The following is a 14856-nucleotide window of genomic DNA, read 5'->3' on the forward strand; positions in this document are numbered from 1 at the left end:
GTCCCAAAAGCGGTCGCGCTTGTCTCCGGTTGACAGATGCCTCGACGCTACACCGACCAGCGCTACCGCACCCGCTTCATCGACGCGGCTTTGCAAAGGCCTATGACCAGTTCGCTACCAGCTGCCGGACCGCCCAGGCGAGCATGCCGCCGGCCATTACCGAAAGCGCGATGTCGTGGATGAGGCAGCCTTTTCCGTATACATCCAGCTGTTACGCTGCGCATCTGCTTCGGTTCGAAAACTCGCCGCGAGCCTGGCGTGCTCGCGTGTCCGGGCCGAAAACGCCTTCACAGCCCACATGTTGATACGACATCGATGAGGCTGCCGCCGACCTCGTTGGCATAGGATGCTTCCCGGCAAGGGCATCGACCAATGCCCCGGGGCCGACCAGCACGAACCTGCGGGGGCTTTCCCGGAACAAAGCGTCGACGATCCGGTTCGGCAGGGAAGCGGCCAAAATTCATGCCATCGGAGATGCCGAGGCAGATGACAGATGAAAGGGAAGCTGAAGATGACGAAGTCTCGCGACCGCACCGTTCCCGGCGACGGCAAGATCGAAACCGGCCCGAACACATCTCCGCAACAGGATCCGGCAGAGGGGTCGCGCGAGACAATCGATCGCGAACTCGAGCGGACAGACGACGATAATAATTCCGACGAAGCGGAACGCTTGCGCCGAGACCTGCGGAAAGGGGTGGCGGAAGAGACCGAGCTTCCCGAACGCGGCTCGGCCTGAGGATCGCCGGAACCTTGCCAAGGCAAGAGACATGGAAGGCTCGATGCCGGTCGGATCGCTGCTTGCTTCGTGCCTTTAACGCACCGGCCACACAACCCATGCGCGGCGGTCACCCAGGAGACGGCGAGAACGGCCGCGCGACGGTCCACTCTGTTCCAGCAAACTCGGCTCGCCGAGAGCTACCACCTCTGGCGTTAGGGCCTGACGAGATGCCACCTGTTCAGGTCGCATGCCGCCAGGGTTCCGCAATCTCTATCAGGCTGCGCCGGCCTTCTGGCTGCGCTGCGAGCGGGCACGGTCCCGGGCTGCGGCAGTGCCTCCGGGAAAGCCGCTTCGATCGCTGTAGTCGCGTGGCTTGGTCCCCCTCCGAGAGTGGCGCGCGGTCACGCTTTTCGCACCGATGATGTCGAGCAATGTGATGCCGACGACCATGGCAAGCGCAAGGCCTACATTATCGCGCTTTGGGTTGCCATGCCGATATGCTGTCAGCAATGTCGCGATATCCAGGCCGTCGCCGGCCACCCGGCTCCAAAGCCCGGCCTGCTTGTCCACTGAAAGCGAGAGTATGCCGCTGCTTATTTCCCGCGCCCCATAAGCGCGGATCAGGTCTTCCTTGCCGCGCATGCCGAGCGCGCCGGCAATCCGCTCGGCGCCAACCAGCTCGGCGACGCCAAGCGCGATGCTGAACCAGCCGAGCTTGCGGGCAAGGCCATCGGAGGCCGCGACCGCACTCTGCCCAGTCTTCAGCACTTTGGGATCGCCAGGCGATCGGGTGATGTTGGTAAGTTTGGCAATCACGTTCATGACGATTTCCCTACGGTTTCAGTACAACCTTGATGCAGCTGTCCTGCTTGTCGCGAAACACCTTGTACATCTCGGGTCCCTGCTCGAGCCCCACGGTATGGGTGATGACGAAGGATGGGTCGATCTGGCCATCTTCGATGCGGCGCAACAGATCCTCGGTCCAACGGTTGACATGGGTCTGCCCCATTCGGAAGGCGAGCCCCTTGTTCATTGCCTGTCCCATCGGAATTTTGTCGACCAGCCCGCTGTAGACGCCGGGGATCGAGATCACGCCGGCCGGCCGGCAGACATAGATCATCTCACGCAAAACGTGCGGTCGATCATTTTCCATCAGCATCAACTGCTTTGCGCGATCGTAGACGGTATCGGGCTGGGCCAGCGAGACGTGGCTTTCCATGCCGACGCAATCGATGCACTTCTCCGGGCCCTTTCCGCCGGTGAGTTCCCCCAGTCGTTCGACGACACTTTCCTCGGCGAAATTGATGGCGATGGCGCCGCCGGCCGCGGCCATGGAAAGCCGCTCCGGCAGGCAATCGATCGCCACCACCTGTTTCGCGCCGAGCAGCAGGGCGCTGCGTATGGCCATCTGCCCGACTGGGCCACAGCCCCACACCGCAACCGTATCGGTGGGCTCAATGTCGCACTGTGCCGCCGCCTGCCATCCGGTAGGAAAAATATCGCCGAGGAAGAGGACCTGCTCGTCGGTAAGGCTGTCGGGCACCTTTACGTGCGTGGCATCGGCGAACGGCACACGCATGTATTCCGCCTGTCCCCCGGGATAGCCGCCGGTCAAATGAGTGTAGCCGAACAGACCCGCGGTGGTGTGCCCGAACACCTTGTCACCGAGATTCTTCTTGCGGTTTGTGCGTTCGCAAACCGAAAAGTTCTGTCGCTTGCACTGGTCGCACTCACCGCAGATTATGGTGAACGGCACGACGATGCGGTCTCCCTCCTTCAGAGCGCCGTTGACGCCCTTGCCGACCTCAACGACCTCTCCCATCATCTCGTGGCCCATGATGTCGCCAGGCAGCATGGCTGGCACATAGTTGTGGTAGAGGTGAAGGTCGGAGCCGCATATGGCACAACTCGTCACCTTGATGATCGCGTCACGTTCATCCTCAATTTCCGGGTCCGAAACCTGATCGCAGCGTATGTCTTCCTTGCCGTGCCAGACCAACGCTCGCATAGCTTGCTCCTATTTTCGCAAGATCTGTGGGTAGGGACCTCGCGCCTGTCCTAAGCGGGCCGATGCCTGGTTGGATCGACTGTGCCGCTGCTTGTCGAACCACAGGGGCGGACCGATGTTCCGGGAGCTCGAGAGAATTTTTGGGCCATTCCAGACCCGCACCTTGGAAGGATCTGTCGCGGGCACCAGCGGCCTTCGCGGGCGCGTCGGGGCACGAACCGCTGGAGCCCCACCCACGAATGGACGTACTCAAGTGTACCAAAGAAGGTCCGTCCGCAGGTGTCCCTTCGCGGCGATCGACACCTCATCTGCTCGATTCTCGCGGCCATAACCGGCATTCTCTTCCTCTCCCTCACAGGTCGGCCGAGGCGCTCAAGGGTCAGCGCTGTGTGACCGGAGCAGGTAGGAGATGCCGATCACCGGCGGGCGCGCAGTCCGACCCCGACGCGATCGACACGAGGTGGATGGGCGCCATCGCGACGGCGGCTCTAGCGGAGTATTTCGCAGAAATACAACGATTAGCGGGCAGGGCAGACTGCTAGCCGTGCGCAGCCATGAACATGGCGACGGCCGACCGGCAATAGGATTCGATTTCGTTGTCGTCCGCCGCTCTCGCCTCATCGAAGCGTGCGATAATCAAAAGATCGGATCCTTTGAAAAGCGCGGCAAACAAGCGGGCGGACCGGAGAGGATCGGGCACGTTCAGAACCGCCTTCGCGTGCAACTGACGCAACAGGACCTCGATTTGGGCGATGACATGGGCGGGGCCGGCTTCGAAATAGAGCTTGCTTAACGACCTTGGATTCGTCTGGTCGGCCATGACCATGGCTTCGACACTGCGGACGTCTGATCTCAACAGCGTCCGAAGCAGGGATGATCCCACCGCCATGAGCTGATCTTCGACCGAACCGCCGACGCCTTCAAGAAGGGCCTGTGGTGCAAACAACTGATGGCAGCCGGACGCGATGGCCGCGCTGAACAGCGCCTCCTTGTTCTCGAAGTGCCGATAGATGCTGAGTTTGGATATCTTCGCCCGCTGCGCGACCTTGTCCAATGTGGTCGCTTGAAAACCCAATTCCACAAAGAGTTCGGACGCAGCGTCGAGTATCGTTTGGCCAAGCGCCTCGTTGGCGGGCCGGCCGCGCCGGCCCTGGCTATTTTCGGTCACGACAATTCCAGTCCTTGACAGTATCCTAATTATCGGATTACGATACCATGTAGTTTCTGAAATGCGCAAGCCGATGGGTAGGTTTCAACCAGGTCCAACCAGCCCCTCATCCACAACACGGAGCCCATCATGGATAACGTCATCATCATCGGCGGCAGCTTTGCCGGTCTCGCCGGCGCCCTGCAACTCGGCCGTGCCCGCCGTAAGGTCACCGTTCTCGATACCGGCCTGCCGCGCAACCGCTTCGCCGGCCACTCGCATGGCCTGCTCGGCCACGATCACAAGCCACCGCTGGACATCCTGGCCGAGGCGCGGCGGCAGCTGGCGCGCTATCCCACGATCAAGCTGGTCAATGCCCGGGCCGACAGCCTCTCCGGGGCCATCGACGATTTCTCCGTCCTCACTGGCGATGGCGGAAGCCTCGGCGCGCGCCGCCTGATCCTGAGCTATGGCGTCGCCGACCAGATGCCTGATGTTCCGGGCTTTGCCGAAGGTTGGGGCACGTCCATCGTGCCCTGCCCCTATTGCGACGGCTTTGAAGTCGCCGGCCAGCATTGGGGCCTCGTCTGGTCCGGCCCACAGTCGATGAGTCAGGTCAGGCTGTTCCACGATTGGACCGACAGGTTGACGGTCTTCGCTGATGGTCACGACATTCCGCCCGATATCCGGGCCGGTCTGGCGCGCCGCAACATACCTGTCGTCGACGGCCGGATCAGCGAGATCGCCCATCACGGGGGGCATAACGCCACCGTCAAGCTCGATACCGGCCCCAATGTCGCGGTCGACATCCTGTTCGCGCATCCGCGCAACAAGCCGTCCGCAAGCCTGCACGAATCACTGGGCCTCGCCACGGTCGATACGCCCCTCGGCGTAATCCTCAAGGTCGACGAGCGCCGCGAAACCAGCATGCCCGGCATCTACGCCGCGGGCGACCTCGCCAACCCCCTCACGCCGCCATCGGTCACCCTGGCAATATCGCACGGCGCGACGGCTGGGATCTCCGCCCAGCAGTCGATGCTGGTTTGAGAGCGCAGATTCCCTTCTCCGGGTGCCGCGGGCTATCATATTCTGAAGGCGAGGTTACGGAACGCCGGCCCGCTCTCCCCTGAGGGGCATCTTTGGCCGGTTGGCTTTGAGAACTCAACTGCGCTGCCGGCATGGCGGCGATCGCCGACATCGGTTATCAAGCTCAATCACGCTGGAAAGCATGAACCACGTCGACGTCGACATCGACGGCGGGCTTACGGTATGGGGACCGGTGGCGGGAGATTGGCCACCGCTGTCGGTACCCGATGCTGCGACGCTACTTTGCTGAACGGTCGCGTCCAGCAGCGCTTCTGGCGGAAGTCTCAGGCGGCCACGACGCGGGCCAGCAGTCGGTACCAGCCAAGCCAAGGTCACGGACGCTGCTCATGTGATTGGCCCCGCCAAGGGTCGTGCGCGAAACAGTCAGTCCCTGTGTGTCAAGGTGGTCGGTGAAGAGTGCGGCCTGGCTGTGGAACGGCGGCGTTTCATCGGCGCCGACCAAGATATCTACGCCCACGGATGGATCGAAACTGTGATCGATGGGCGAGAATCGGCGGGCCTCCTCGTCGGTGATCGCGATCTCGGCGGCAAGGAACGACATCTGCAATGGCTTCAGGTCGTAAAGGCCGCCAAGCAGCAGCGCAGCTTTGATGCCGGAAGCCCGCTCGTCACCGTCGAAAAGCATTGTTGCCAGATGCGCACCGGCGGAATGACCGCTAACGGTCAGCAGGCCGGGATTGCCGCCATGGTGTGCGACATTGTCAAATACCCATCGCTTGGCGCGGCGCACCTGGTCGACGATCCTGGCCATCCTGACGGTCGGCATCAGCGCGTAGTCGACAATGACCGCGATCGCACCTGCGTTCGTAACGGTCTCGGCGACGTAGGAATAGTCGCGCTTGGAGAACATGCGCCAATAGCCCCCGTGGATGAACATGTGCACCGGCAGGCGGTCCCGTTTGCCCTCGGGAAAGAACAGATCCACGGTTTCGGTGGCGTCAGCCCCGTAGGCGACATCGGCGACCATGGGAACATTCGCCCTGGTGTCCTCGCTTCTGCGAACGATCTCGGCGACCATGTCGTCGAACTCGACCACATGATCGCGAATGCGAAACGGATCTTTGGCGTGATGTCCGCTCACAGGGTCACGGCGATGTACTTGGCCTCCATGAACTCGGCAACGCCATGCTTCTGGCCGCCTTCTCGCCCCAACCCGCTTTGCTTGACTCCGCCGAAGGGCGCCGCCGGATCCGACATCAGGCCGCGGTTGAGCGCGATCATGCCCGACTCGATCTTTGATGCCACGCGCATTCCTCTGGCCAGGTCGCGCGTGTAGATGTAGGCCGCGAGACCGTATTCTGTGTCGTTGGCCTTGGCGATGACCTCCGCCTCGCTGTCGAAGCGACTGATCGGCGCCACGGGACCGAAGATCTCCTCGTGAGCCATGGCAACGTCGGCCGGCACGTCCTTGAGCACCGTTGGCGGATAGAAAAAGCCTCTGCCTTCAGATACGCCGCCGCCACACAGGATTTTGGCGCCGCGGGCAACGGCGTCCTGCACAAGCCGGTCGATCTTGTGCACAGCCTTCCTGGTGATCATCGGCCCGCATTCTGTGTCTGAGTCTGTGCCCGGGCCCAGGTTGAGTGCCGCCATGCGTTTGCTCAAGCCTTCCGCGAAGGCATCATGGATGCCGGCCTGGACGTAAAGCCGGTTGGCGGCCGTGCAGGCTTCGCCGGCGTTGCGCATCTTGGCAACCATCGCACCGTCGAGGGCGGCTTCCAGGTCGGCGTCGTCGAAGACGATGAAGGGTGCGTTGCCGCCAAGCTCCATGGAACAGGAAATGACGTGCTTTGCGGCTTCGGCCAGCAGCACGCGCCCGACGCCGGTCGAGCCGGTGAAGGACAGCTTTCGCACGCGCGGATCGGCCAGCATGGCCGCCGTCACCGGTCCGGGGGTCGAGGTCGTCAGGACGTTGACGACGCCGGGCGGCACGCCGGCTTCCTCGTAGAGCGCCGCAAGCGCATAGGCCGTCAGCGGTGTCTCGCTGGCGGGCTTCAGGATCACCGTACAGCCGGCCGCCAGCGCCGGAGCGATTTTACGTGTCGCCATGGCGGCTGGGAAATTCCATGGCGTGATGAGCACGCAAATGCCGATGGGCTGGTAGTCGACAATGATCCGGTTCGCGCCCGAGGGTGCAAGGCCGAACTCGCCGCTGATGCGGACCGCCTCCTCGGCGTTCCAGCGGAAAAACTCAGCGGCGTAGGCGACTTCACCGCGCGCATCGCGCAGCGCCTTGCCGTTCTCCAGCGAGATCAGCGCAGCCAACGTCTCCATCCGTTCGGTCATCAGTTCGAAGCAGCGCCGCAGGATTTCCGATCGCCTGCGTGGCGGGGTCTCGCGCCAGCCGGCCGCCGCCTTCGCGGCAGCGTCGACGGCGGCGGCGGCATCAGTGAGCGTTGCATCGGGAACCGCAGCGATCACGGCTTCAGTCGAGGGATCGACCACTTCGATCACGCGACCCTCCGATGAAGGCCGCCAGCGTCCGCCAATGTAGAGACCGTGCGAGACCGTGGCGTAGTCGAACATATCTTGATCCTCGTCGGATATGCCTGCGGCAATGTTCATTGGATGAACTCCTGGTCGGTCACATCATGGTGGCGGACATGTCGCCGTCATAAGCAGCCCTGACCAGCCGTCGCATCGCGGCAAGGTCGAACCGGCGGGGATTGTTCTTGATCAACCGGTCGATGCCCAGCGCCTGCTCGGCCGTCCAGTCGATCTTGTCTTCGGGAAGACCCAGTTCGGCCAATGTCGGCGTGATGCCGATGGCGCCAAACAGCCGGCTCACCTCCCGGATGGTGGCGTGCGCCAAGGCATCGGCGCCGCCGCCCTGAAGGGAAAGGCCAAGAGCAGTGCCGACTTCCGCAATCTCCGCGGCTGCTGCGGCCAGGTTGTAGGCCATCACATAGGGCAGCATCGTGGCCACTCCCAGGCCATGCGGGGTGTGGGTAAGCGCGCCAACGGGATACTGCACCGCATGGGCGGCGGCCGTTCCCGCCGTACCGAAGGCGCAACCGGCGGCCAGCGCTCCCATCATGACGTCGGCGCGCGCATCCTCGTCCGATCCGTCGCGATATGCCTTTTCCAGACTGCGGCCGAGCAGCCTGATGGCCAGAAGCGCGAAATGGTCGGTCAGAGCGCTCTTGCCGATGAACACGTGCTGTTGCGGCAAATGAGGGTCGACGCCGCGTTTGGCCGCTGTATAGGCCTCGATTGCGTGCGTCAGCGCGTCGGCGCCGGCGATCGCCGTCAAGGACGGTGGACAGGTCACCGTCAGATCCGGATCGCAAAGCGCCACTGCCGCGATGAGATGCGGACTGGCGATACCCACTTTCAGCGTCCGATCCGGGTCGGAGATCACGGCGACGGGGGTCACCTCGGAGCCTGTTCCAGCCGTCGTCGGCACTGCGATTACCGGAAGGGTAGGGCCGGGTACCTTGAACTCGCCATAGTAGTCCTCGAGCTTGCCGCCATGGCTGAGCAGAAGTGCAGCGCATTTGGCCATGTCGAGGCAGCTGCCGCCCCCGATTCCGATCACCACGTCGGGCTTGAAACCCTTCGCCTCCGCAATGCAGGCGGCGACGCTGTCGCGCGGCACATCCGGCAGCGTTCGGTCGAAGACCAACGTCTCGATCGCCGCGTTGTGCAAGCCAGCGAGAATCTCGGCGAACTGCGACGTCGCCGCGAAGCGCACATCGGTACAGACGAACGCGCGGCGCCCATATTTGGCGGCGATGGCAGGCAGGACATGGCGCTGGCCTTTGCCGAACAGAATCTCGCTCGGCAGGCGCGCCGCTGCAAACAAGCTCATGCACAAGATCCTGCGAAGACGGGTTGGAAGCCGACAGGCTTGGCTTCGTGCCAGAGGCCGACCTCGGCGCTGCAGGTCATAATCATGCGATGCCCTCTAATAAAATCGTATAGGATATAGGATTGAGTTTCGCGGAGCATCGTGTTAGTGGGTGGTTCTGTCAAGAGGCAAACGATGCAGAACACGGACCTGACGGTTGACAATGAAGCCCGTGCCAGGGGTCGTATCCAGCGCGCCAACAGTCTGGCCGGCGACGTTTACGAAGCAATCTTCGCGCAGCTCATGTCCTTGAGGATTGCTCCGGGATCGCGCATCACCGTCGACAATCTCGTCAAGGAATTCAACGTCTCACATACCCCCATTCGTGAAGCGCTTGGCAGGCTGGAGGGGGAAGGGCTGGTTCTGAAAACCCACCTGATCGGCTATCGCGCCGCCCCACAAATCACCCGCCGGCGCTTCGACGAACTTTACGAGCTGCGTCTATTGCTTGAACCTGCCGCCGCGGCCAAAGCCACCGCAACAATGGACGGCGAGCGCCTTGCCGCGCTGCAGGAGGCGGCTGGCGTCATGGCCCGACGGGTGGGGAAAGACGAACGCCTGCGCTATTCGAACTTCGCCCGTCAGGATGCGATCTTCCACGACAAGATCGTCGAGTTCGCCCAAAACGAACTCATTCGCGAGACACTGAATCACCAGCATACCCACTTCCATATCTTCCGGCTGATGTATCACTCCAGGGTGACCGAAGAGGCGCTCGACGAGCACGAGGCTATTCTCGCTGCCTTTGCCGCGGGCGATCCGGACGCCGCCGAAAAAGCCATGCGTGCGCACATCGAAAATTCGCGGGACAGGCTCCTGCCTGCGTTCGAGTAGCCTGGCGATGCTGCTTGCCCGAGGCACCCTCAAGCGCGGCGCGCCGCTGTTCGCCCAGCCTGCCGCCTACGAATTCTACTCCCCGTTCTGAGCCGATTTCGATACCGGGAAGGAGGCGCGCAGTGCACCTCGCCCCTGAAACAAGCCGAGAGGAAAAGACATGCCAGCCAAAAAAATCCTGATGCTGACCGGTGATTTCACCGAGGAGTATGAAATCTTCGTCTATCAGCAGGCGATGGAAGCGGTGGGACACACCGTTCATGTCGTGTGCCCCGACAAAAGCGCCGGAGACATGATCAAGACGTCGCTGCACGATTTCGAGGGCGATCAGACCTACACCGAAAAGCCCGGCCACAATGCGCTGATCAACAAGACCTTCGCCGACGCCGAGAGGCAGCTGAGCCAGTACGACGCTGTGTATTGCGCCGGCGGTCGTGGCCCCGAATACATCCGCACCGACAAGCGGATACAAGCGATGGTGCGCCATTTCCACGAGGCAAAAAAGCCGATCTTCACGATCTGCCATGGCGTCCAGATTCTGATCGCGGTGGACGGCGTCGTGCGCGGCAAGAAGGTGGCGGCGCTCGCCGCTTGCGAGCCGGAGGTGACGCTTGCCGGCGGCACTTATATCGATTTGTCTCCCACCGACGCCTATGTCGATGGGACCATGGTTTCAGCCAAAGGCTGGACCGCGCTTGCGGCATTCATCCGTGAATGCCTGAAGGTGCTGGGAACGGAAATCCACCATTCTTGAACCGTTTGTCCCGGCGCATCCTGAGGGGATGCGCCGGCTCCCTAAACGGCGCGGCGACTTCCGTCATTTCATCAGGTTCAGATCAGGAACCTGCGGCAGGTGTGCTCCAGAACCTGTGGCCATCATCACCTCGGACGCCTTCAAGGCGCTGCCGCATCGCGTGCGTGCACAGCGCGCCATCCTCGTTGAGCTTTCCCAGCTTGACGGGTGCGAACCCGAGTTGATGGACTCAATGGGAGGTCGACATGAAGTCGGCGCCCGGGAGCTGTCAGGGCTTCACGAACCGAAACGCGAAGCGATCGGTCTCGCCCTTGGTCGCGGGATCGAACACCTTGATCGAGTGCGGGTCATCATTATTCACCAGCACGGTGCTTTCCGCGTCCAGTACGAAGCCGGCCGCCTCCACCTCCTCGCGGACGAATGCAGTCGATCCGATGCAGCGACTGAGGTCGCTCGTGCCCGACCCAGCGGCGGCGGCGTGGTCAACGATGACGTAGGACCCACCGGGTTTCAGCCGCTTGTAGACAGCTCGATTGAAGTCGGCCGCCGTCGCACCTTTCTTCTGGATCAGGGCGGTGTGAAGATCGTGGTAAAACAGGTGCAGCCATAGGACATCGGCTGCCTGCGTGACCTCCGGCATCGCGACGAGGTCCGCCGAGGCGGCTTCGACGTTCTCTCGGCCCGGCTCCTTCGCGAGCGTCCGCATGAGGCCGACCGGATCGTTCTTGAAGTGGGCGACTTCGGCCGGCACGAAGCTGTAGACCCGCCCCTCTGATCCGACGATGTCGGAGAAGAGGCGCGTCCAGTCTCCGTCGCCAGGGTAGACGTCGATCACGGTGGAGCCCGCCTCGATTCGTGCGAACCGGATTAATTCGGACACCTTGGATTGGTCGTACATCGAAATCTCCTTAGGAGTGGATATTCTTCTCGGTGCTCATAGTGATTTCTCCATTTGCTCGGATCGGATCGGGCTTGATCCGATCCGAGTTCCGATCGCGTGCGTCGTCTCTTTGCCGAGGACGTCGCGCTCGTCAGTCGAATTTGACCAGGTCCTTGAAGATCAGATGACCCCAGCTGTTTCCGCGCGCCTGGACCAGCAGGCCACCTTCCGACACCCCGCCAAGCTTGATCGGCGCGAAACCGAGATTTTCCGCAAGCTCCCCAATCTGTGTTGCGGCAGCGTCATCGTCGCTTGCCAGGAACACGACCCTCCGGCCACCATGTACGGCCGGATCCTGATCAAGCACCGGGGCGACCAAATGGTTGAAGCCCTTGACCAGTTTTGCGCGAGAGAAGGCCTGCGCGATGAACTTGGAAGAAGGTTGTCCTCCCAGTTCCTCCGGGGGCACGCCATAGGCATTGGTCACATCGATGATCGTCTTCCCCTGCCAGGTGGGGAGCGCCTTCGCGACATCCGGGTGCGCCTCGAAGCGGACAGCCAAAAAGATGATGTCTGCCTTGATGGCTTCCGCCAGTTTTTTGGGGATGATCGTGGGTCCGATCGCGGCCGCATCGGCGGCAAAGCTTTCCGGGTCGCGTGTGGTTGCAACGGAAACTTCGATGCCGTTTCGGGCAAACGCCTTGGCAAGGGCCTGTCCGATATTGCCGAATCCTACGATTGCATAGTTCATAGTGCTTCTCCGATCTTGGTGCTAATGCCGGGATCAGACTTGCGCCATGCCTCCGTCGACGGCGAGATCCACGCCGGTGACGAAAGAACTTTCATCGGAGGCGAGGAACGTGACGGCAGCAGCGATTTCCTCTGGTTTGCCCCTGCGGCCCATTGGGATCTGTGACGCAAACTGGGCGGCCGCTTGCTCGGCTTGCTCAGGCGTAAGGCCAGCCGTTGTCTCCAAGGCCGGCGTTTCGATTGGTCCCGGACTCATTGCATTGACGCGGATTTTGCGGTCTTTGAATTCCAGTGTCCAAGCGCGCGCGAAGTTGCGTACAGCCGCCTTGCTCGCGGCGTAGGTACTAAACCCTGGAAGCCCCAACACGTTCGACACTGAAGAATTCAGGATGATCGAACCGCCGTCTTTGAACAGGGGAAGGGCCTTCTGCACCGTAAAGAACAGACCCTTCACGTTCACATCGAAGGTCTGATCAAAATGTGCCTCGGTAGCGACGGCGAGCGGTGCGATCGTCCCCGCGCCGGCGTTGGCGAAGAGAATGTCGATATGACCATGTTTCTCCTTCACGACGGCATAGAGGCGATCCAGATCTTCCAGGAGCGACACGTCACCCACGACCGTCGTAACGTTTTTCATGATGAAGGCTGCGGCCTCCTTCAGCTCCTTCTCTCTTCGCCCGGTAATCACGACGTGCGCTCCTTCTTCTACGAAGCGCTTGGCTGTGGCCAATCCGATCCCGCTGCTTCCGCCCGTGATGACTGCGATCTTGCCTTCGAGTTTTTTCATAATTCTTTGTCTTTCGTTGCGCACGGGCCAGGTACGGACCGCGCTGGGGGTCAGAGTTGAGCCAGGCCGCCGTCGACGGCGACCTCGCTGGCGGTCATGAAGCTGCTGTCCGGCGACGCGAGGAAGGCGGCCGCGGCGCCGATCTCCGCCGGATCGGCCATGCGCTGGAGCGGGGTCATCGCGCCGTAGGCCTTCTGGCCTTCCTCGCCTAACGCCTCCTTCGCGAGTTCGGTCGCCGTCGCTCCGGGCGACAGCACGTTTACGCGGATGCCGGTGCCCTTCAGGTCTTCCGCCCAGGTCCGCGCCAGGTTGCGCACTGCCGCCTTGCTCGCGCTATAGGCAGTGAACCCCGGAGCGCCCGTGGTGCCGGCGCTCGACCCGGTCAGGATGATCGAACCGCCCTGGCTCATCAGCGGCAGCGCCTTCTGGACCGTGAAGATCGTACCCTTCACATTGGTGTCGAAGGTTTCGTCAATGTGCCTGGCGGTGATCTGGCCGAGCGGAAGCGGGCTTCCTGCCCCGGCATTGGCGAAGACGATATCGAGGCTTCCGCGCTCGGCCTTCACCGCAGCGTAGAGTCGGTCCAGGTCGGCCTCATCCGAGACCGAGCCCTTAACCGCGCGGGCACTAGGCCCAAGGTCGGCCACGGCTGCGTCGAGCGCTTCCTGCCGGCGGCCGAAGATGAAGACGAAGGCGCCCTCCTCGATAAAGCGCTTGGCTGCGGCGCGGCCGATGCCCGTAGCGCCGCCGGTTATCACAGCGGTCTTTCCATTCAGTCTGTTCATGTCATGCATCCTTCGTTTCGCCGTCTCGTATCTTTGGCTGTACGGGAAAGTCCCGCGAGAGCCTCAAGATGGGTTCGCCGAAGTCGGGCGGTGAGTGCGCAATCGCGCACATCGCTGGTGCGAAAACGATCCAGCTAGATGATTGAAGGCCACGATGACCGCACGAACTACGGCTGATCGTGTTAGTATGGGCTTTGCAAGCCGCACTGCGCTGCGCAGGAATGCACCATGATCGACTGGGATGACGTTCGCTACTTTCTTGCCGCCGCGCGCGGAGGCTCGGTGCGTGCCGCCGCCGCGCGCCTCGGTGTGAACCACTCGACCGTGCTGCGACGCATCGCTCAGCTCGAGGAACGCCTCGGGGCGCAGATGTTCGAAAAGCTGCCTTCCGGCTACCGCCTGACGGCTGCGGGCGAAGAGGTCCTCGATCTCGCGACCCAGATGGAAGCGTCGTCGCACCTGCTGGAGACGCGCGTCTTCGGTCGTGACCAGAGCGCGCGCGGACTTTTGCGGGTGACGCTTCCACCGTTCCTCGCCACACACCTGCTCATGCCGGATCTCGCCGACTTCGCGCGTTTGCATCGCGACATCGAGATGGAAATCTTGTCGTCCGGTGAGCTGGCAAATCTGACCAACCGAGAGGCCGACGTCGCGATCCGCATTGTCGCCGACCGCAAGACCCTGCCGCTCAATCTTCACGGCCTGAAGGGACCGGAGCTGTTCAGCGGCGTCTACATGTCTCGCGATCGACTAGCCGCGTGGCGTGCGGGCACGCCTGATCCTATCCGATGGATAGGCATAGACAATCATGGAATTCCGGACTGGGCGCGCGAGGGAGAAGTTCACGTCACGGGAGTACCGTTCAGGACACCTGACGCCGAGACGCAGATCATCGCGGCGCACCAGGGGATTGGGATAACGAAACTGCCGTGCTTCGTCGGAGATACCGACCCCCTGCTGGTGAGGGTGCCGGGGATCGACGTGCCCATGCATGGGACACTCTGGCTTCTCACGCAAGGCGAGACACGCAAGACGAAGCGGGTGCGGCTCTTCACAGAGTTCGTATCCCGCAGGCTCGCCGCGTACGCTCCGCTTCTCTCGGGGCTGTCCATATCGCGCGACTGACGCCCGGCAGATCCGCCGGCAACGCTTCCCGCAATCCGGGTGGAAGCCGAGCTGCGATCGCTTGAAGCGGCGTGTTCAATCCGCGAATCCAGTGGGAGTAGGGAAACGGCG

The 14856-nt window shown here is 62.3% G+C and carries 14 protein-coding genes and 1 pseudogene; 5 read left to right on the forward strand and 10 right to left on the reverse strand.

Annotated features, from left to right (window positions below; translation table 11 throughout):
- Positions 1-511: 511 nt before the first annotated feature.
- On the forward strand, positions 512-736 hold the full coding sequence (locus NKJ75_RS25615; protein WP_155922421.1) for a hypothetical protein: 225 nt from the start codon (positions 512-514) through the stop codon (positions 734-736).
- 255 nt (positions 737-991) lie between these two features.
- Here NKJ75_RS25615 and NKJ75_RS25620 read toward each other — a convergent pair whose 3' ends face one another.
- From NKJ75_RS25620 to NKJ75_RS25630, 3 genes are all read right to left on the reverse strand, one after another.
- A complete protein-coding gene (locus tag NKJ75_RS25620) occupies positions 992-1540 on the reverse strand; it encodes a hypothetical protein (protein ID WP_023834940.1) in 549 nt (182 codons plus the stop codon).
- Between the two features lie 10 nt (positions 1541-1550).
- The gene (locus NKJ75_RS25625; protein ID WP_352500337.1) at positions 1551-2726 is read right to left on the reverse strand and encodes a zinc-dependent alcohol dehydrogenase; all 1176 of its coding nucleotides are present in this window, start codon (positions 2724-2726) and stop codon (positions 1551-1553) included.
- Between the two features lie 538 nt (positions 2727-3264).
- The gene (locus NKJ75_RS25630; protein WP_023745683.1) at positions 3265-3894 is read right to left on the reverse strand and encodes a TetR/AcrR family transcriptional regulator; all 630 of its coding nucleotides are present in this window, start codon (positions 3892-3894) and stop codon (positions 3265-3267) included.
- 129 nt (positions 3895-4023) lie between these two features.
- On the opposite strand from NKJ75_RS25630, the gene NKJ75_RS25635 reads away from it, so the two are divergent.
- The gene (locus NKJ75_RS25635) at positions 4024-4920 is read left to right on the forward strand and encodes an NAD(P)/FAD-dependent oxidoreductase (protein WP_023745682.1); all 897 of its coding nucleotides are present in this window, start codon (positions 4024-4026) and stop codon (positions 4918-4920) included.
- A gap of 277 nt (positions 4921-5197) precedes the next feature.
- Here NKJ75_RS25635 and NKJ75_RS25640 read toward each other — a convergent pair whose 3' ends face one another.
- From NKJ75_RS25640 to NKJ75_RS25650, 3 genes are read right to left on the reverse strand one after another with little or no spacing between them, the layout of a single operon-like run.
- A complete protein-coding gene (locus NKJ75_RS25640) occupies positions 5198-6016 on the reverse strand; it encodes an alpha/beta hydrolase (protein WP_245274197.1) in 819 nt (272 codons plus the stop codon).
- A gap of 41 nt (positions 6017-6057) precedes the next feature.
- Positions 6058-7506, reverse strand: coding sequence for an NAD-dependent succinate-semialdehyde dehydrogenase (locus NKJ75_RS25645; protein ID WP_245271347.1), 1449 nt, complete (start codon positions 7504-7506; stop codon positions 6058-6060).
- 58 nt (positions 7507-7564) lie between these two features.
- Positions 7565-8791 carry an iron-containing alcohol dehydrogenase gene (locus NKJ75_RS25650; protein WP_023834937.1) on the reverse strand — a complete coding sequence of 409 codons (1227 nt, stop codon included), beginning with the start codon at positions 8789-8791 and terminating at the stop codon, positions 7565-7567.
- 174 nt (positions 8792-8965) lie between these two features.
- Here NKJ75_RS25650 and NKJ75_RS25655 point away from each other — a divergent pair, with 174 nt between their 5' ends.
- Together NKJ75_RS25655 and NKJ75_RS25660 are read left to right on the forward strand one after the other, a co-directional pair.
- A complete protein-coding gene (locus tag NKJ75_RS25655) occupies positions 8966-9664 on the forward strand; it encodes a GntR family transcriptional regulator (RefSeq protein ID WP_023729141.1) in 699 nt (232 codons plus the stop codon).
- Positions 9665-9824: 160 nt separating this feature from the next.
- Positions 9825-10418, forward strand: coding sequence for a DJ-1/PfpI family protein (locus tag NKJ75_RS25660; protein WP_023686902.1), 594 nt, complete (start codon positions 9825-9827; stop codon positions 10416-10418).
- A gap of 268 nt (positions 10419-10686) precedes the next feature.
- On the opposite strand, the pseudogene NKJ75_RS25665 reads toward NKJ75_RS25660, so the two are convergent.
- The 4 genes and pseudogenes from NKJ75_RS25665 to NKJ75_RS25680 form a co-directional block, all read right to left on the reverse strand.
- Positions 10687-11316 (reverse strand): annotated as a pseudogene (locus tag NKJ75_RS25665) (class I SAM-dependent methyltransferase).
- Positions 11317-11449: 133 nt separating this feature from the next.
- A complete protein-coding gene (locus tag NKJ75_RS25670; RefSeq protein WP_023823598.1) occupies positions 11450-12049 on the reverse strand; it encodes an NADPH-dependent F420 reductase in 600 nt (199 codons plus the stop codon).
- Between the two features lie 33 nt (positions 12050-12082).
- A complete protein-coding gene (locus tag NKJ75_RS25675) occupies positions 12083-12835 on the reverse strand; it encodes an SDR family NAD(P)-dependent oxidoreductase (protein WP_023834936.1) in 753 nt (250 codons plus the stop codon).
- Positions 12836-12885: 50 nt separating this feature from the next.
- Entirely contained in the window at positions 12886-13620 is a 735-nt protein-coding gene (locus tag NKJ75_RS25680; RefSeq protein WP_031204609.1) for an SDR family NAD(P)-dependent oxidoreductase, read from the reverse strand.
- A 228-nt stretch (positions 13621-13848) separates the two neighbouring features.
- Between NKJ75_RS25680 and NKJ75_RS25685 the strand changes: the two genes are divergently transcribed.
- A complete protein-coding gene (locus NKJ75_RS25685) occupies positions 13849-14745 on the forward strand; it encodes a LysR family transcriptional regulator (RefSeq protein WP_023834934.1) in 897 nt (298 codons plus the stop codon).
- The last annotated feature ends 111 nt before the right edge of the window (positions 14746-14856 follow it).

The organism is Mesorhizobium sp. M0058 (genome assembly GCF_040323095.1).
Classification (GTDB): domain Bacteria; phylum Pseudomonadota; class Alphaproteobacteria; order Rhizobiales; family Rhizobiaceae; genus Mesorhizobium.

Bases quoted from the DNA above. Each gene is read 5' to 3' on its own strand.
- NKJ75_RS25615 (WP_155922421.1), top strand. From the start codon at position 512: ATGACGAAGTCTCGCGACCGCACCGTTCCCGGCGACGGCAAGATCGAA.
- NKJ75_RS25620 (WP_023834940.1), bottom strand. From the start codon at position 1,540: ATGAACGTGATTGCCAAACTTACCAACATCACCCGATCGCCTGGCGAT.
- NKJ75_RS25625 (WP_352500337.1), bottom strand. From the start codon at position 2,726: ATGCGAGCGTTGGTCTGGCACGGCAAGGAAGACATACGCTGCGATCAG.
- NKJ75_RS25635 (WP_023745682.1), top strand. From the start codon at position 4,024: ATGGATAACGTCATCATCATCGGCGGCAGCTTTGCCGGTCTCGCCGGC.
- NKJ75_RS25645 (WP_245271347.1), bottom strand. From the start codon at position 7,506: ATGTTCGACTACGCCACGGTCTCGCACGGTCTCTACATTGGCGGACGC.
- NKJ75_RS25650 (WP_023834937.1), bottom strand. From the start codon at position 8,791: ATGAGCTTGTTTGCAGCGGCGCGCCTGCCGAGCGAGATTCTGTTCGGC.
- NKJ75_RS25655 (WP_023729141.1), top strand. From the start codon at position 8,966: ATGCAGAACACGGACCTGACGGTTGACAATGAAGCCCGTGCCAGGGGT.
- NKJ75_RS25660 (WP_023686902.1), top strand. From the start codon at position 9,825: ATGCCAGCCAAAAAAATCCTGATGCTGACCGGTGATTTCACCGAGGAG.
- NKJ75_RS25670 (WP_023823598.1), bottom strand. From the start codon at position 12,049: ATGAACTATGCAATCGTAGGATTCGGCAATATCGGACAGGCCCTTGCC.
- NKJ75_RS25675 (WP_023834936.1), bottom strand. From the start codon at position 12,835: ATGAAAAAACTCGAAGGCAAGATCGCAGTCATCACGGGCGGAAGCAGC.
- NKJ75_RS25680 (WP_031204609.1), bottom strand. From the start codon at position 13,620: ATGAACAGACTGAATGGAAAGACCGCTGTGATAACCGGCGGCGCTACG.
- NKJ75_RS25685 (WP_023834934.1), top strand. From the start codon at position 13,849: ATGATCGACTGGGATGACGTTCGCTACTTTCTTGCCGCCGCGCGCGGA.